Below are 16,937 nucleotides of genomic sequence, written 5' to 3'. Positions count from 1 at the left end.
GGAATTCTGTTCGTTGCCTGGCCGGGTCAGATCTCGTCGATCGACGAGGACTCGAAGCGGCTGGAGATGTTGATGCCGAGCTCCTCCGCTGCGCGGAAGGCCTCGTCGTCGGTGTCGCGGAGGTTGACCTCCGTGCCGTCGGCCGAGAGGACCTCGACGTTCAGGCAGAGCGACTGCATCTCCTTCATGAGGACCTTGAAGGACTCGGGGATGCCGGGCTCCTGGATGTTCTCGCCCTTGACGATCGCCTCGTACACCTTGACGCGGCCGACGATGTCGTCGGACTTGATCGTCAGGAGCTCCTGCAGCGCGTAGGCGGCGCCGTAGGCCTCGAGGGCCCACACCTCCATCTCACCGAAGCGCTGACCGCCGAACTGCGCCTTACCACCGAGCGGCTGCTGGGTGATCATCGAGTACGGGCCCGTCGAGCGCGCGTGGATCTTGTCGTCCACGAGGTGGTGCAGCTTCAGGATGTACATGTAGCCGACCGAGATCGGGGCGGGGAACGGCTCGCCCGAGCGACCGTCGAACAGCTGGGTCTTGCCCGAGCTGCCGATCAGGCGCTGGCCGTCGCGGTTGAGGTTCGTCGAGTCGAGCAGACCCGCGATCTCCGCCTCGTAGGCGCCGTCGAACACCGGGGTGGCGACCTTGGTGCCCGCGGGGGCCTCGAAGGCCTCCTTCGGCAGGTTCGCCGCCCACTCCGGGTTGCCCTCGACCTTCCAGCCCTGCATGGCGATCCAGCCGAGGTGCAGCTCGAGCACCTGGCCGAAGTTCATGCGGCCCGGGATGCCGAGCGGGTTCAGCACGACGTCGACCGGCGTGCCGTCCGCGAGGAACGGCATGTCCTCGACCGGGAGGATCTTGGCGATGACGCCCTTGTTGCCGTGACGACCGGCGAGCTTGTCGCCCTCGGTGATCTTGCGCTTCTGGGCGATGTAGACCACGACGCGGCGGTTGACGCCCGAGCCCAGCTCGTCGTCGCCGTCCTCGGCGTTGAACTCCTTGACCGCGATGATCGTGCCCTGCTCACCGTGGGGCACCTTCAGCGACGTGTCGCGGACCTCGCGGCTCTTCTCGTTGAAGATCGCGCGCAGCAGGCGCTCCTCGGCGCTCAGCTCGGTCTCGCCCTTGGGCGTGACCTTGCCGACGAGGATGTCGCCGGGGCGGACCTCGGCGCCGATGCGGACGATGCCGCGCTCGTCGAGGTCCTTCAGCAGGTCGGGGCTGACGTTGGGGAGGTCACGGGTGATCTCCTCCTTGCCGAGCTTGGTGTCGCGCGCGTCGACCTCGTACTCCTCGATGTGGATCGAGGAGAGGGTGTCGTTCTTGACGAGGTCCTGGCTGAGGATGATCGCGTCCTCGAAGTTGTGACCCTCCCACGTCATGAACGCGACGAGGAGGTTCTTGCCGAGCGCGAGCTCGCCGTTCTCCGTCGCCGGTCCGTCGGCGATGACCTCGCCGACCTCGACGCGGTCGCCGGCCGAGACCACGACGCGCTGGTTGTAGCTCGTGCCCTGGTTGGAGCGGTCGAACTTGCGCAGGAAGTAGTCCTGCGTGCCGCCCTCGTCGAGCTGGACGGTGACGACGTCGGCCGAGACCTCGGCGACCACACCGGCCTTCTGCGCGGTGATGACGTCACCGGCGTCGACGGCTGCGTAGCCCTCCATACCGGTGCCGACCACGGGCGAGTCGCTGCGCAGCAGCGGCACGGCCTGACGCTGCATGTTCGCACCCATGAGGGCGCGGTTCGCGTCGTCGTGCTCGAGGAAGGGGATGAGCGAGGTCGCCACCGACACCATCTGGCGCGGCGAGACGTCCATGTAGCCGATCTCCTCGGCGTGGAACAGGTCGACCTCGCCGCCCTGGCCGCGGCGGGCGAGGACGCGGTCGTTGGCGAACGAGCCGTCGGCCTTCAGCTCGACACCGGCCTGCGCGACGATGTAGTCGCTCTCCTGCGAGGCGGTCAGGTAGTCGATCTGGTCGGTGACCTTGCCGTCGACCACGCGACGGTACGGCGTCTCGATGAAGCCGAACGCGTTGATGCGGGCGAACGAGGCGAGCGAGCCGATCAGACCGATGTTCGGGCCTTCGGGCGTCTCGATCGGGCACATGCGGCCGTAGTGCGACGGGTGGACGTCGCGGACCTCGACGCCGGCGCGCTCGCGCGACAGACCGCCGGGGCCCAGCGCCGACAGGCGACGCTTGTGCGTCAGGCCGGCCAGCGGGTTGTTCTGGTCCATGAACTGCGACAGCTGCGAGGTGCCGAAGAACTCCTTGATCGCGGCCACCACGGGGCGGACGTTGATCAGGGTCTGGGGCGTGATCGCCTCGATGTCCTGCGTGGTCATGCGCTCGCGGACGACGCGCTCCATGCGCGACAGTCCGGTGCGGACCTGGTTCTGGATGAGCTCGCCGACCGCGCGGATGCGGCGGTTGCCGAAGTTGTCGATGTCGTCGACGTCGAGGCGGATCTCGGCGGGCTTGCCGTCGCGGATGCCGGGCAGCGTCGCGTCGCCGCGGTGGAGGGCGACGAGGTACTTGATCGTCGCGACGATGTCGGCGACGGTCAGCACCGAGTCGCTCGGGGCCGCGTCGAGGCCGAGCTTCTGGTTGATCTTGTAGCGACCCACCTTGGCGAGGTCGTACCGCTTCGGGTTGAAGTAGAAGTTGTCCAGCAGCGCGCGGGCGGCCTCGGCGGCCACCTGCTCGCCCGGACGGAGCTTGCGGTAGATGTCGCGGAGCGCGTCCTCCTTGGTGAGGATCGTGTCCTTGCTGAGCGTGTCCTCGATCGACTCGTAGCCGGCGAACTCGTTCAGGATGTCCTCGCTCGACAGGCCCAGGGCCTTGAGGAAGACGGTGACGGACTGCTTGCGCTTGCGGTCGATGCGCACGCCGACCTGGTCGCGCTTGTCGATCTCGAACTCGAGCCAGGCGCCGCGGCTCGGGATGACGCGCGCCGAGACGATGTCCTTGTCGGAGGTCTTGTCGGGCGTCTTGTCGAAGTAGACGCCCGGAGAGCGCACCAGCTGCGAGACGACGACACGCTCGGTGCCGTTGATGATGAACGTGCCCTTGCCGGTCTGGAGCGGGAAGTCGCCCATGAAGACCGTCTGGGTCTTGATCTCGCCGGTGAGGTGGTTCATGAACTCGGCCTCGACGTACAGCGGGGCGGCGTAGGTCTTGCCGCGCTCCTTGCACTCCTCGATCGAGTACTTCTCGGGCTCGAGGTACGGGTTCGTGAACGAGAGCTGCATCGTCTCGCCGAGGTCCTCGATGGGCGAGATCTCCTCGAAGATCTCCTCGAGGCCGCTCGTGGCAGGGACGTCGGTGCGACCGGCGGCCTGGGCCTCGGCGACCCGGGCCTTCCAGGCCTCGTTGCCGACGAGCCAGTCGAACGACTCCGTCTGCAGCGCGAGAAGGTCGGGGACCGTCAGCGTGTCGGAGATCTTGGCGAACGAGAGGCGGGATGCTCCGCGACCGTTCTTCGGGGTGGTGGTGGAATTGGTTGCGTTGCGCGCAGCAGCCAAGGGGATTACCTCCGTGAGCCCGGGCAGGGCGGGTTTTCCTTGTCGTCAGGTGAAACGCTTCCCGATCCGAAACCTGCCACGCGCGCCGTCGCGGGGCGACGGGGATGCGGGCACAAGCCGACCACCATATGAGGGCATGCGGAAGGGAGCGCAACTACCTACTATAGGCCGCGCGGCACGCCGTGTCCAGTCGGATTCTTGACGAGGGTCGGATGCTGCGGTATAAACGCGCGAAATCGCGCCGGGAATCTGGTGGCGCGCCGCATCGCACGCCATGATGTCGTCATGACCGGGGTCGCCGAACCCGTCATCCGCACACCCGACCAGCGGATCCGGGTCTTCGTCAGTTCCACCCTGCGCGAGCTCGCCGACGAGCGTCGCGCGGCTCGTGCCGCCATCGAGGGCCTGCGACTGGCCCCGGTGATGTTCGAGCTCGGCGCCCGTCCGCATCCGCCGCGGGCGCTGTACCGCTCCTACCTCGCCCAGAGCGACGTCTTCGTCGGCATCTACGGAGCCAGCTACGGCTGGGTGGCCCCCGGCGAGGAGATCTCCGGCCTGGAGGACGAGTACCGCCTCGCGCCGCCCGGGATGCCCAAGCTCATCTATCTCAAGAGCGGCAGCGAGCGGGAGGAGCGGCTGGAGGCCCTGATCGACCGCATCCGCACGGACGACACCGCCGCCTACCTCTCCTTCGACGCGCCCGAGGACCTCGCGGCCCGCATCGCCGAGGACCTCGCCACCCTGCTCGCGGAGCGCTTCGACCAGTCGCGCGCCCCCGCGTCCGCTCCCGGCGCCCCCGCGACCTCGCTGGCCGCGCGGGTCCCCGTCCCGTACACGCGCACGATCGGCCGCGAGGGGGACATCGCCGCCGTCCGCGACCTGCTCGCGCGGGCCGAGGACCGGGTGATCAGCCTCATCGGGCCCGGCGGGATCGGCAAGAGCCGGCTGGCGATCGAGTCCGCTCTCGCCGTCGACGACCTCTTCCCCGACGGCACCTACTTCATCGCCCTCGAGAACGTCCTCGAGCCGGCGCTGCTCCTGCCGACGATCGCGTACGCGCTCGGCATCCGCGACAACGGCGAGGCGGCACTGGAGGAGCGCCTGTCCCTGGCGCTGGCCGGACGGCGCGTGCTGCTCGTCCTCGACAACTTCGAGCAGATCGTCGATGCCGCCCCCGTGCTCGTGCGCCTGTTCACCGTCGCCCCGCTGGCGCGCTTCCTCGTCACCAGCCGGATCGTGCTGCGCATCCGCGGCGAGCGCGTCTTCGAGGTGCCGCCCCTGGTGGCCCCCGCCGACGGGGCACCCGCCACTCTGGAGCGCGCGGGCATGTCCAGCGCGTGCGCGCTGTTCGTCGACCGGGCCGTCGCCGCGGCGCCGGGCTTCGTCCTCACCGCCGACAACGCGGGCGCGGTGATGGACATCTGCCGCCGCCTGGAGGGTCTTCCCCTCGCCATCGAGCTGGCGGCGGCCAAGGCGCGGATGCTGTCGCCGCAGACCATCGCCGAGCGGCTCGGCCAGGCGCTCCCGCTGCTGACCGCCGCGGTGCGCGACCTGCCGGAGCGTCACCGGACGATGCGGGCGACGCTGCAGTGGAGCGTCAGCCTCCTCACCCCGCCGCAGCGGGAGATGCTCGAGGATCTGGGCGTGTTCGCGGAGCGCTTCACCTTCGACGCGGTCGAGGCGATCGGCGCCGGGCGCACCTGGGGCGGCGAGGCGCTCGACGCGCTCGGCGCCCTGGTGGACGCATCGCTCGTGAAGCAGACCGACGTCGCGGGGCGGGGCGTGCTGTCGCTGCTGGCGATCGTGCGCGAGTACGCGATGGGACGCCTGAAGGAGCGGGGCGAGGCCGACCTCATGCGCGCCGCGCACGCCGACTACTACCACCTGCTCGTGCAGCGACTGGCGCCTCAGCTGCGCGGCACGGGGCAGGCGGCCGTGCTGCCCGAGCTCGGGCTCCAGCTGGCGAACCTGCGCGCCGCGATCCGTCACCTCGTCTACACCGGCCGGCTCGACGACGCCGCCGACTTCGCGTGGGAGATGCTCATCTACTGGTGGATCATGGGGCTCTTCGGCGGCGTCCGGGTCTGGATGCTGGAGCTGCTCGCCAAGGACGAGCCGATCACCCAGCGCTCGCGCGCCACCGCATGGTTCTTCGCGCTGTGGGGCGAGCTGTGGCAGCGCCCGGCGCAGGAGGTGGTCGCCGGCCTGGGCGAGGTCGCACGGCTGTTCGCCGAGAGCGGCGACGACGACGCCTCCGCGATGGCGTTCGCCGCGCGCGCCACCGCCCGCGTGCAGCTCCCGGATCCCGACATCGATCTCGCGGAGCGCGAGCTGCGCGACGCGGTGGAGCGCCTGCAGAAGGTCGGGAACCCGTGGGCCGAGGCGATTACGCGCGTCTCGCTCGGACGCGTCGCGTGGCTGCGGGGATCGATCGACGACGCGCTCGCGCACCTGGAGCGCGCCTCGGCGATCGCCGAGACCAACGGCGACCGGTTCACCCTGTCGATCGCGGGCAACCAGCGGGGCCGCCTGCTCATCGTCCGCGGCGCGGTCGACGAGGCCGAGGACGTGTTCGTCACCACTCTCATGCAGTCGGTCCGACTCCACCACGAAGAAGGGGTCGCCTACGGCCTGGAGGGCCTGTGCGCGGTCGCCGCCGCCCGGGACGACGCCGAGCGCGCCGGGGAGCTCTCCGCTGCGGCCGCCGCCATCCGCCACCGCGTGGGCGTCTTCGACGTCGAGGCGTTCACCGTCCACGCGCTGTCGCTGGACGAGGTGCGCTCACGGCATCCGGAGCAGGTCGCCGCCGGAGAGGCGCGCGGCCGCATGCTCACCCTCGCCGAGGCGGTCTCGCGGGCCCTCCCCGAGACCGAGGGCGCCGCCGCCGCCGACGCGCTCGCCCACTGGTGACGCCCCGCCGCCGCCCCGCCGCCGCCGCTGCCGCTGCCGCCGCTGGCGCCGCCGAGCCGACACGAAAACGACGAGCCGACACGCCCCGTGCGGTCGGGACGTGTCGGCTCGGTGAAAGGGTGTCGGTTCGGGATCAGGTCCAGGTCCAGGACGCCAGGACGGCGTCGGTCACGGCCTGCCGGTCGGCGTCGGCGACGTCCGGGCTGAAGGAGAACGTGACGATGAACGTCTGGTCCTCGCTGTTGAGGTAGAACTGCTCGATCAGGTACTCGGTGCCCTCCGAGGCCAGGCCCGCGGAGATGTGCGCCGCCTCGGCGCCCGCGACCGTCAGCCGCGGCTCGACGACCACGTCGGTGGCGCCGCCGCCCTCGAGCTCGCCCGGGCCGGCGCTCTCGACCTGATCGAGCTCGACCCGCCCGGCGGGCGAGAGGATCACGTTCACGTTGTCGGCGAAGCCGTCCTGGTCGTCCAGGTCGGCCGCGAAGCTGTCGGGGTCGAAGCCCTCGACGGGACCCGGGTCGCCCCAGTCCTCGGGGACCGCGTAGGTGTAGCCGGTGCCGCTGATCGTGTCGCCCGCGGCGGGTTCGGCGGCCGGAGCCGCAGGCGTGGAGGCCGCCGGCTGCGGGTCGGAGCCCGGTTCGGTCGTCGCGGTGCAGCCCGCGAGCAGGACGGCGGCGGCGAGGATGAGGGCGGAACTCCGTGTGCGCGACATGCAGCCACTCTAGGAGGGCGGCGCGGATCCGGCGCAACCCGTTGACGCGGGCACCGGGATGCGTCAGCGCGCGTGCCGGAACCGGATCCGGGTGCCCGGCCGGGCCTGCGCGAGCGCGTCCCGCGACGCGTCGACGACCACGGCGATCACCGGATAGCCCCCGGTCACCGGACCGTCGGGACCGAGGATCACCGGCTGCCCGGACGGCGGCACCTGGATCGCCCCCGGCACCATCCCCTCGCTGGGCAGCTCCCCCTCGCGGCTGCGCTGCAGCACGGGACCGTCCAGCCGGACGCCGACGCGATCGGCGTCGCCCGACACGGTCCACACCGACTCGAACAGCAGGGGCACCGCATCGGCGGCGAACCAGTCGGCGCGGGGTCCGGGCGCGAGGCCGACCTCGATCGCGTCGTCGGCGGGTGCTCCCCACGGGTGGAGGTCGTCGGCGGGGACGGCGGCGATGTCGTCCGCGCCCACCGCGAGCGTGTCGCCGGCGGCCAGCGGTGCGGGCCCGATCCCCGCCAGCGTGTCGGTCGAGCGCGAGCCGATGACGCGGGGGACATCCCACCCGCCCCGCACGGCGAGGTAGCCGTGCACGCCGTGGTCGAACCGGTCCACGTGCAGTTCCCCGCCCGCCGGCCAGCGCTGCGCGGTGTACGGGTCGACGAGGCGGCCGTCGATCCGGATCGGCCCCCAGGCGCCGGTCACCGCGAACCACAGGTCGACGAGGGCGACCGCGCGGAATCCGCCCATGACGATCTCGATGCCCGCGGCGTCCTCCGCCGTGCCGACCAGGCGCTGGGCCGTGCGCAGCGCGGCGCGGTCGGCGGCACCCGAGGCGGCCACTCCCGCCGCCGCGTGCCCGGCACGACCCTGGTCCTGCAGGGTGGCACGGAGACCCGGATCGACGACCCGCACGGCGGCGCTCGCGGCGGTCCGCGCGGCGGCGGGCTCGTCGCCGGGTCGGTCGCGACCCGCCTCCGCGTCGGCCGCGTCTTCCGGAGCGGGCGCGGTCGGCGCGAACCGCACGCGCGTGCCCGGGGTCAGCAGCGCGGGGGTCTCCGCGGCGGCATCGAACAGCGGCGCCGTCGTCGTCCCGATCAGCTGCCACCCGCCGGGCGTCTCCCGCGGATACGCCCCGGTGAACTCGCCGGCCAGTCCCACCGCGCCGGTGGGGACGCGCGTGCGCGGCGAGGACCGCCGCGGCACATCGAACGGCCAGTCCTCGCTCACGAGGTAGCCGAAGCCCGGCGCGAAGCCCGTGAAGGCGACCGTCCACTCGGCGGTGGCGTGGCGGGTCGCCACCTCGTCGGGGGTGACTCCCAGGTGCGCGGCGACAGCGGCGAGGTCGTCGCCGTCGTAGCGGATCGGGAGCTCCACGACGGCATCGGCGGACGCGGCGACCCCGGCCGTCGGGCCCGCCGCGGCGCGCTCGATCCAGGCCCGCGCGGCCGCGACCGGCAGCAGGCGCGGATCCACCCGCACGAGCACGGTCCGGGCCGCGGGAACCAGGTCGACGACGCCGTCGGGGCGGGATGCGGCCAGCGCGGCCCGGAGGCCGAGCACCTCTGCCAGCGAGCCGGCCTCGGCGAGCACCGCGCGCTCGCCGAAGGGAAGGAGCCTCACCACGGCGCGGCCACCCCGACGCCTGCGGCATCGAGTGCCGCGCGCACCGCACGGGCCATCGCGACGGCGCCGGGCGAATCGCCGTGGAGGCACAGCGAGACCGCATCGGCGTGCACCACCGTGCCGTCGACGGCCTCCACCTCGCCGTCGCGCGCGAGACGCACCGCCCGGGCGGCGACGAGATCGGGGTCGTGCAGGAGCGCGCCCGGCGCCGAGCGCGGGACGAGCCGCCCGTCCGGCAGGTAGCCGCGGTCGAGGAACGCCTCCCGCACGAACGGCAGCCCGGCCGACTCCGCCGCCCGCACCACGGCGCCGTCGAGCCCGAGCACCGGAAGCGCCCGACCGAGGGCCGCGGACACGTCGGCGATCGCCGACACGACCGCGCCGGCGACGGCGGCATCGGCGGAGACGGCGTGATAGAGCGCCCCGTGGGGCTTGACGTAGCGGAGCGCTCCCCCGGCGTGGACGAGCGCCTCCAGCTGGCCGCGCACCTGCGCGCGCAGCGTCGCGGGCTCCACGGCGAGCGCGACGCGACCGAACCCGGCGGGATCGGCGTAGGACGGGTGCGCGCCCACCGCGACGCCGTGGACCGCGGCGCGGGCGACGGCCTCGCGCATCGACGCCGCGTCCCCCGCGTGGCCGCCGCACGCGACCGATGCGCTGGAGATGACCGCGAACATCGCCGCGTCGTCGGCCGTCGGCACGCCGTCGACGGTCTCGCCGAGGTCCGCGTTGAGGTCGATGGCCGTCATACCGCCACGGTACCGGCGTCGCCGCGTTCACAACTCCGGAAATCCGACACCGTATGCGCCTCCGGAAGGCTCTGCACGGCCTCGGGTGGCCGGGTCTCCGGAGTTGTGCACACGCGGAGTCCCGGACCCGGTCGCTGATGGCCACCGCGCGTTACGACTGCGTAAAGACCGCGCCCACCGCCGTGCGTCGCGGACGGCGGCGGGGCAGGATGGTCGCATGCCCCTCCAGACGCGCCCGGCGCACCACGCGGCAGCGACGCCGCTCCTCCAGGTCCGAGACATGGCGGTCGACTTCCGCACCGTCGGCGGAGTCGTCCACGCCGTCGAAGGCGTCGACCTCGAGATCGCCCCGGGCGAGACCGTGGCGATCGTGGGTGAGTCCGGCTCCGGCAAGTCCACGAGCGCGATGGCCGTCATCGGGCTGCTCCCCGGCAACGGCAAGGTCGTGCGCGGCAGCATCACCCTCGACGGACAGGAGCTCGTCGGAGCGTCCGAGTCGCGGATGCGCAAGGTGCGCGGCGCGCAGATCGGACTCGTCCCGCAGGACCCGATGTCCAATCTGAACCCGGTGTCCAAGATCGGCACGCAGGTGGCCGAGACCCTCCTGGCGCACGGGCTGGCCACGCCCAAGGACGTCGACCGCAAGGTCGTCGAGACCCTCGCGGCGGCGGGACTGCCGGATGCGGAGGAGCGGGCGAAGCAGTATCCCCACGAATTCTCCGGCGGCATGCGTCAGCGGGCCCTGATCGCGATCGGCCTCGCCTGCAACCCGCGTCTGCTGATCGCCGACGAGCCCACCAGCGCCCTCGACGTCACCGTGCAGAAGACGATCCTCGATCAGCTCGACCGCATGACGAGCGACCTCGGCACCTCGGTGCTCCTCATCACGCACGACCTGGGTCTCGCGGCCGAGCGCGCCGCGCGCGTGATCGTCATGCACCGCGGCCGGATCGTCGAGCAGGGCCCGGCGCGGCAGATCCTCGAGGACCCGCAGCACGCGTACACCCAGGCCCTCGTCCAGGCCGCGCCCTCGGTCGCGGTCGCCCGGCTGCGTCCCGAGGTCTTCACCCGCCCCGCGACCGCCCCCACGGCTGTCCCCGTCGCCGTCACCGAGCCCGCGGAGGCACCGGCACCGGCAGCTTCGCCGGCAGCGCGCGACAACATCGTGGAGGTCGAGGACCTCACGAAGGTGTATCGGATCCGCGGGAAGAAGGAGGACTTCGCGGCGGTGTCGAACGTGTCCTTCGCCATCCCGCGCGGCGAGACGGTCGCGATCGTCGGCGAGTCCGGATCGGGCAAGACCACCACGGCCCGCATGCTGCTGAAGGTCGTGGAGCCGACGTCCGGGTCGCTCCGCTTCGAGGGCCAGGACGTCGTGGGACTGAAGGGCCGGGCGCTGCGGGACTTCCGCCAGAAGGTGCAGCCCATCTTCCAGGACCCGTACTCGTCGCTGAACCCGATGTTCACGATCGAGCGGATCATCTCCGAGCCGCTCGACTTCTACAAGCGCGGCTCCGCGAAGGACCGCGACGCGCGCGTCCGCAAGCTCCTCGACGACGTGGCCCTGCCGCAGACGATGCTCCGCCGCTACCCGTCGGAGCTGTCGGGCGGGCAGCGTCAGCGCGTCGCGATCGCGCGGGCGCTGGCCCTGAACCCCGAGCTGATCGTGTGCGACGAGCCGGTGTCGGCGCTGGACGTGCTCGTGCAGGACCAGATCCTCACGCTGCTGCGCGATCTGCAGTCCGAGTACGGCCTCAGCTACCTCTTCATCTCGCACGACCTCGCCGTCGTGCGCCTCATCAGCGACTACGTCTGCGTCATGAAGGACGGCCGGCTCGTGGAGGCGGCCTCCAGCGAGGAGATCTTCACGAACCCTCGCGACCCGTACACGCGTCGCCTGCTGGCATCCATCCCCGGCAACGAGCTCGACATCGCCGTCTGACCCGGCGACGTCGCCGCTTCGCCGAGCCGACACGCTCTCGCCGAGCCGACACGCTGCGTGCGGTACGCGACGTGTCGGCTCGCGAGAATGTTGTCGGCTCGGCGTGGAGAGCAGGGCCGACGCCGCGGGGGCGTCAGCGGGCGCGGGTGCGGGGATCCATCGCCTCGCGCAGCGCCTCGCCCAGCAGGGTGAAGCCGAGGGCGGTGATCGAGATGCAGATGCCGGGGAGGAACGCGAGCCACGGCGCGATCGCCAGCTCCGCCTGCGCGTAGGTGAGCATGCGCCCCCACTCCGCCGTCTGCGGCAGTCCGCCGCCGAGACCCAAGAACGACAGCGCCGCCGCGTCGATCACCGCGGTGGCCAGCGACAGCGTGCCCTGCACGATGACGGGCCCGACGGAGTTCGGCAGGACGTGGCTCATCGTGATCTTGCCGCGGCCGAGGCCGAGCGTCTGCGCGGACAGGACGTAGTCGGCCGAGCGCTGCTGCAGCATCGACGCACGCAGCAGCCGCGCGAACACGGGCACCTGCGAGGCTCCGATGGCGATCATGACCGCCGTCTGGGACTGGCCGAGGATCGCGGCGATGGAGACCGCCAGCAGCAGGTTCGGCACCGAGAGCAGGATGTCGACGAAGCGCATGATGACGTTGTCGACCCAGCCGCCGAACATGCCCGACAACAGGCCCAGCAGCATGCCGCCCAGGAGTCCGAGCGCGGTCGAGATGACGCCGATCATCAGCGACGCCTGGGCGCCCCAGATGAGCTTGGACAGCACGTCGCCGCCGAACCGGTCGAGCCCCAGCGGGAACTCGGCGAGCTCGCCGGGACCCGGGATGTGCGTCGGGGTGATGTACCGCTGGCCCGGCAGCTCGGTCGGGCCGTACGGCGCCAGCAGCGGCGCCAGGGCGGCCACGAGCAGGAAGAGCAGCACGATGATCGCGCCGATCCAGGCCGACGGGTTGTGACGCAGGCGGGCGAACACATCGCGCCAGAAACCGCCCTTCTGCCCGGCGGTCGAGGTGGCGAGCAGCTGCGCGGCCGTGTCGTCGGCCGGTCCGCCGCCCGGGGCGGGCGGGAGCATCGCGGAAGTCACTGGACCCTCACTCTCGGGTCGATGAGGCTGTACGACACGTCCACCAGCAGGTTGATCAGGGCGTACAGCACGGCGATGAAGAGGATGAACCCCTGGAGCACGGGGAAGTCACGGGTGAAGATCGCCCGCGCGAGGAACGAGCCGATGCCCGGGAAGGCGAACACGGTCTCGGTGAGGACGGCGCCCGAGATCAGCAGGCCCGTCTGGAGGCCGATCGTCGTCACCACGGGCAGCATGGCGTTGCGGAGGATGAAGCGGCTCCGGAGCGTCTGGCGCGAGATGCCCTTGGCCATGCCGGTGCGCACGTAGTCCGCGTTCTGCACCTCGAGCACCGAGGCCCGGGTGATGCGGACGATGATCGCCAGCGGGATGGTCCCCAGCGCGACGGCGGGCAGGATGAGGTGCAGCACGGCATCCCACGCGGCGTCGAACTCGCCCGTCAGCAGGCCGTCGAGCACGTAGAAGTTCGTGTAGTGCGTGGCATCCATCCGCGCGTCCTGGCGCCCGTCGGAGGGGAGCCAGCCGAGCTGGACCGCGAAGACGTACTTGAGGATGAACGCCAGGAAGAACACCGGGATGGTGATGCCCACGAGGCTGAGGGCGACCGCGCCGTGGTCGCTCCACTTGCCGTGGCGGCGCGCGGCCCAGTAGCCCAGCGGCACACCGATGCCCACGGCGATGATCATGGCCGCGATCGACAGCTCGATGGTCGCCGGGAAGCGCCGGGCGAACTCCTCGATCACCGGGCGTCCGGTCTGGATCGAGCTGCCGAAGTCGCCCTGCAGCAGGCGACCGAGCCAGGTGATGTACTGCTCGACCAGCGGGCGGTCGAAGCCGTAGAGGCGGTTGATCTCCGCGACGGCCTCGGGTGTCGCCCGCTCGCCCAGGAGGGCGACGGCCGGTCCGCCGGGCAGGGCGCGGACCCAGAAGAACAGCAGGATGGTGAGCCCAAGAAGGGTGGGGATCAGCAGCAGGATGCGCCGACCGATGGTGCGTAGCACGGGATGCGACTCCGGTGGGTGGGAGGGGAGGTGACGCGGATGCCGCGACCGGGTGCTCCGGTCGCGGCATCCGCCGGGTCAGCCGTCTACTCGGACAGCACGACCATGTTGTACACCTCGTCCTGGACGGGGCTGGCCGGGTACTCCGTGACGCGCGGCGCGAAGGCCAGCGTCGGCACGGGGTGGGCCAGCGGGACGCCCGGGATGAACTGCGCGATCTGCTCGTTGATGGACTCGTAGGCCGGGACCTGCTCCTCCTCGGTCTTCAGTCCGCGCGCGTCGGTCAGCGCCTGGAACAGCTCGGGGTTGTCGAAGCCCCACTCGTTCGTGGCCGCGCCGAAGAAGACGCCGACGAAGTTGTCCGGGTCGTTGTAGTCGCCGGTCCAGCCGAGCAGGTGGATGCCGTGGTCGCTGCCGCCCTGCATCCGGTCGAGGTACTCGCCCCACTCGTTGGACTCCGCCGTGATCTTCACGCCGACCGCCTCGAGCTGGCTCTGCAGGTTCGCGAAGATCTGCTCGGGGTTGGGCATGTAGGGGCGCGAGATGTTCACGGGGTAGTTGAACATGATCTCCAGCGGGTTCGACTCGTCGTAGCCGGCCTCCGCGAGCAGCGCCTTGGCCGCCTCGGGGTCGTACTCGTACGTCGTCACGTCGGGGTTCCAGCCCACGACCGTGTCGGGCATGAACTGCGTCGCCGCGACGGTGCCCTCCGGGAGCACCTGCGAGATGAGCGCGTCCTTGTCGATCGCCTGCGTGAGCGCCTGGCGCACCTTGATGTCGTCGAGGCCCTCGGCGGCCTGGTTGAACGCGAGGTACAGGACGTTGAACGGGGCGCGGTTGACCAGGTTGAACCCGGCATCCTCCAGCGCGCCGAGGTCGGCGGGCGCCACGAGGTCGAAGCCGTCGATCGAGCCGGACTCGAGCGCCTGGCGACGCGCGGTGGTGTCTCCGATGACCTTGAAGATGACCTTCTCGACCTGGCCCTGCTCGCCCCAGTAGTCGCCGTAGACCGAGACGGTGGTCTCGGCGCCCGGCTCCCACGAGTCGAACTTGAACGGGCCGGTGCCCGTCGGGTGGCCGGTCGCGTACTCGCTCTGCGTGGGCGCCTCGGCGGTGCCGCCCACCTCGTCGGCGTTGAACTCCTCGAGGGCGGTCGGGCTCTGGATCGCGAACGCGGGGAGCGAGAGGGCGGGGATGAACCCGGCGAAGGGCTGCGTGAGCGAGATGGTCACCTCGGTATCGCTGCCCACTTCGCAGCCGTCGTAGATCGACGTGCCGGTGTCGGCGTAGCCGCGCATGAGCGAGCCCCAGTAGTAGGACATGCTCGCGCTCTGCGCGACGCCGGTGAAGTTGTTCTGCCGGTCGAAGTTGAAGCAGACCGCCTCGCCGTTGAACGGCGTGCCGTCGTGGAAGGTCACGCCCTCCTTCAGCTGGAACGTGTAGGAGAGCCCGTCCTCGGACTGCTCCCACGACTCGGCGAGGAGCGGAGCGGGGTCCGCCGTCCCGGGTGCGACGCCGACGAGGCCCTCGAAGATCTGCCGCGAGATGCGGAACGATTCGCCGTCGCTGGCGAATGCGGGGTCGAGGCTCGACGGGTCGCCCGACGCGCCGAACACGAACGTCGTGTCGACATCGCTCGGAGCCTCGGACTCCTCCTGACCGCGCTGGCTGCTGCACGCCGTGAGCACGAGGCCGCTGATGGCGACCGCCGCGATCGTGGCGAGCGCGCGCCTTCTCGAAGTGGAGAGCATTGTGCACCTTCCGTTATGCGGGCCCGGCGTCCAGGCGCGGGCATGCGCCCGCCGGGGGATGCGATCGACGCTACCTGTGAACGCGCTGTGCCACGGTTACACCTTTGTCTCGATCCTGTTTCGAACCGGCCGACTACCGTGGGACCATGGCGCGCGCACGGATCGAGGAGGCGGGGCCGTCGGCGCGCCTGTCCGACGGCACGATCGCGCGCGTGGTGCCGAGCCGCTTCGCCGGCGGCTGGGAGCTCGACGTGGACGGCACACCGCAGTCCCACGTGGACCTCGACGATCCGACCCACCTGCACTTCGAGTACATCGCGCGCATGGCCGCCGTCGTCGATCTGCTCAGATTGCCGGGACAACCGCTCACCGCCGTGCATCTCGGGGCGGGCGCCCTCACCCTCCCCCGCTACGTCGAGCACACGCGTCCGGGCTCCCGCCAGCAGGTGATCGAGCTCGAGCAGCCGCTCGTCGACCTGGTGCGCGCGCAGCTGCCGCTGCCGCGGGGGGCGCAGATCCGGGTGCGCATCGGCGACGCCCGCGATGTCGCCGGCCGCCTGCCTGCGGGCCTGGCCGGAGCGGCCGACCTCGTGGTGTCGGACGTGTTCGCCGGCGCGCAGACACCCGCCCACCTGACGACGGTCGAGTACTTCCGCACGCTCTCCGCGCTCCTGGCCCCCGAGGGCGTGCTCCTCGTGAACGTCGCCGACGGCGCGGGGCTCTCGTTCGCGCGGCGTCAGGTGGCCACGGTGCGCGCCGTGCTCGATCACGTCATCGTCCTGGCCGAGGTGCAGACCCTGAAGGGACGGCGCTTCGGGAACCTCGTCATCGCCGCGTCGGCGTCGCCGCTTCCCACGCGGTGGCTGCCCCGGCTGATGGCGGCCGGTCCCCATCCGGCCAAAGTGGCGCAGGGTGCGGAGCTCGACGAGTTCGCGCGCGGGGCGCGCGTGAGCGTCGATGCGGATGCCGAGGCCTCGCCCAAGCCGGCGGCGTCCGTGTTCGAACGCTGACCCGGCGCGTCCTCGGGGCGTTCCGAGCCGCCCGGGTGACACTGGATGGGCGAACCGCGCGGCGTCGGAGGGAGACACGGTGAGCTACATCCTCGGATACGATCCCGACACTCTGCGCGAGCAGGTCGATCCCCGTCGCTGCAAGGAGCGCCTGAGCGAGCTGGGCGACCAGCGCAGCCTCCCCGCTCTCCTGGAGCGGGTGTGGCTGCTCAAGGTGCTCGACCGCCTCGAGGACGCCCTGGTGGTCTCGGAGCAGTCGGTGCGCGTGGCGCGCATGGGCGGCACGCGGAAGGACCTGCTGCGCGCGCGCATCCTGCACGCCACGATCCTCCAGTTCCGCGGCGCGTACGCCGCCGCGCTGCAGGAGCTGACCACCTGCGCCGAGGAGGCCGAGGGGCAGGGCTGGGCGGCGCTGGCGGCGTTCGCCTACCAGCACCGCGGCAAGGTCAGCTACGACGCCGAGGACTACGCCGCCGCGCGCAGCGACTTCAAGCGCGCCCTCTTCCTGCGTCAGGAGTCCGGCGCCCCCGAGGAGCAGCTGGAGTCGACGCTGCTGGCCATCGAGGCGGCCGACCGGCGCCGCACCGCGGTCGCCAGCTGAGTGTCGGACCGC

The 16,937-nt window shown here is 71.6% G+C and carries 11 protein-coding genes; 4 read left to right on the top strand and 7 right to left on the bottom strand.

Annotation, left to right across the window (positions count from 1 at the left end; translation table 11 throughout):
- Positions 1 to 26 precede the first annotated feature (26 nt).
- The gene (locus tag ACPWUT_RS02150) at positions 27 to 3,527 is read right to left on the bottom strand and encodes a DNA-directed RNA polymerase subunit beta (RefSeq protein ID WP_284528786.1); all 3,501 of its coding nucleotides are present in this window, start codon (positions 3,525 to 3,527) and stop codon (positions 27 to 29) included.
- 285 nt (positions 3,528 to 3,812) lie between these two features.
- Between ACPWUT_RS02150 and ACPWUT_RS02145 the strand changes: the two genes are divergently transcribed.
- Positions 3,813 to 6,437, top strand: a complete 2,625-nt coding sequence (locus tag ACPWUT_RS02145) for a DUF4062 domain-containing protein (protein WP_425840168.1) — start codon at positions 3,813 to 3,815, stop codon at positions 6,435 to 6,437.
- Positions 6,438 to 6,570: 133 nt separating this feature from the next.
- Here ACPWUT_RS02145 and ACPWUT_RS02140 read toward each other — a convergent pair whose 3' ends face one another.
- The 3 genes from ACPWUT_RS02140 to ACPWUT_RS02130 form a co-directional block, all read right to left on the bottom strand.
- The gene (locus ACPWUT_RS02140) at positions 6,571 to 7,149 is read right to left on the bottom strand and encodes a hypothetical protein (protein ID WP_425840165.1); all 579 of its coding nucleotides are present in this window, start codon (positions 7,147 to 7,149) and stop codon (positions 6,571 to 6,573) included.
- Positions 7,150 to 7,212: 63 nt separating this feature from the next.
- Complete coding sequence (locus ACPWUT_RS02135) at positions 7,213 to 8,778, bottom strand: 5-oxoprolinase/urea amidolyase family protein (protein ID WP_425840162.1); 1,566 nt, start codon at positions 8,776 to 8,778, stop codon at positions 7,213 to 7,215.
- Positions 8,772 to 9,527 (bottom strand): 5-oxoprolinase subunit PxpA, encoded by a 756-nt coding sequence (locus ACPWUT_RS02130; RefSeq protein ID WP_425840159.1) that lies wholly within the window; start codon positions 9,525 to 9,527, stop codon positions 8,772 to 8,774. Before ACPWUT_RS02130 ends, ACPWUT_RS02135 begins: the two co-directional genes overlap by 7 nt.
- 217 nt (positions 9,528 to 9,744) lie before the next feature.
- On the opposite strand from ACPWUT_RS02130, the gene ACPWUT_RS02125 reads away from it, so the two are divergent.
- Positions 9,745 to 11,469 carry an ABC transporter ATP-binding protein gene (locus ACPWUT_RS02125; protein ID WP_284528781.1) on the top strand — a complete coding sequence of 575 codons (1,725 nt, stop codon included), beginning with the start codon at positions 9,745 to 9,747 and terminating at the stop codon, positions 11,467 to 11,469.
- Between the two features lie 133 nt (positions 11,470 to 11,602).
- Here ACPWUT_RS02125 and ACPWUT_RS02120 read toward each other — a convergent pair whose 3' ends face one another.
- The 3 genes from ACPWUT_RS02120 to ACPWUT_RS02110 all read right to left on the bottom strand — a co-directional run bounded on the left by ACPWUT_RS02120 (position 11,603) and on the right by ACPWUT_RS02110 (position 15,314).
- Positions 11,603 to 12,550 (bottom strand): ABC transporter permease, encoded by a 948-nt coding sequence (locus ACPWUT_RS02120; protein ID WP_284528780.1) that lies wholly within the window; start codon positions 12,548 to 12,550, stop codon positions 11,603 to 11,605.
- Between the two features lie 8 nt (positions 12,551 to 12,558).
- Positions 12,559 to 13,563, bottom strand: a complete 1,005-nt coding sequence (locus ACPWUT_RS02115) for an ABC transporter permease (RefSeq protein ID WP_425840155.1) — start codon at positions 13,561 to 13,563, stop codon at positions 12,559 to 12,561.
- An 86-nt stretch (positions 13,564 to 13,649) separates the two neighbouring features.
- Entirely contained in the window at positions 13,650 to 15,314 is a 1,665-nt protein-coding gene (locus ACPWUT_RS02110) for an ABC transporter substrate-binding protein (RefSeq protein WP_284528778.1), read from the bottom strand.
- Between the two features lie 146 nt (positions 15,315 to 15,460).
- On the opposite strand from ACPWUT_RS02110, the gene ACPWUT_RS02105 reads away from it, so the two are divergent.
- Both ACPWUT_RS02105 and ACPWUT_RS02100 read left to right on the top strand, forming a co-directional pair.
- On the top strand, positions 15,461 to 16,324 hold the full coding sequence (locus tag ACPWUT_RS02105) for a spermidine synthase (protein WP_425840152.1): 864 nt from the start codon (positions 15,461 to 15,463) through the stop codon (positions 16,322 to 16,324).
- Between the two features lie 79 nt (positions 16,325 to 16,403).
- Positions 16,404 to 16,925: a hypothetical protein gene (locus ACPWUT_RS02100; RefSeq protein ID WP_284528776.1), complete on the top strand. Its 522-nt coding sequence runs from the start codon at positions 16,404 to 16,406 to the stop codon at positions 16,923 to 16,925.
- Positions 16,926 to 16,937 lie beyond the last annotated feature (12 nt).

Source organism: Microbacterium sp. PA5 (assembly GCF_049860775.1).
Taxonomy (GTDB): Bacteria; Actinomycetota; Actinomycetes; order Actinomycetales; family Microbacteriaceae; genus Microbacterium.
Note: the sequence above shows the minus strand (reverse complement) of the source record. Positions and strands in the feature narration are given on the sequence as shown.

Excerpts from the sequence above, each read along its gene's own strand:
- ACPWUT_RS02110 (WP_284528778.1), bottom strand. The coding sequence starts at position 15,314 with ATGCTCTCCACTTCGAGAAGGCGCGCGCTCGCCACGATCGCGGCGGTC.
- ACPWUT_RS02105 (WP_425840152.1), top strand. The coding sequence starts at position 15,461 with ATGGCGCGCGCACGGATCGAGGAGGCGGGGCCGTCGGCGCGCCTGTCC.
- ACPWUT_RS02125 (WP_284528781.1), top strand. The coding sequence starts at position 9,745 with ATGCCCCTCCAGACGCGCCCGGCGCACCACGCGGCAGCGACGCCGCTC.
- ACPWUT_RS02130 (WP_425840159.1), bottom strand. The coding sequence starts at position 9,527 with ATGACGGCCATCGACCTCAACGCGGACCTCGGCGAGACCGTCGACGGC.
- ACPWUT_RS02145 (WP_425840168.1), top strand. The coding sequence starts at position 3,813 with ATGACCGGGGTCGCCGAACCCGTCATCCGCACACCCGACCAGCGGATC.
- ACPWUT_RS02120 (WP_284528780.1), bottom strand. The coding sequence starts at position 12,550 with ATGCTCCCGCCCGCCCCGGGCGGCGGACCGGCCGACGACACGGCCGCG.
- ACPWUT_RS02140 (WP_425840165.1), bottom strand. The coding sequence starts at position 7,149 with ATGTCGCGCACACGGAGTTCCGCCCTCATCCTCGCCGCCGCCGTCCTG.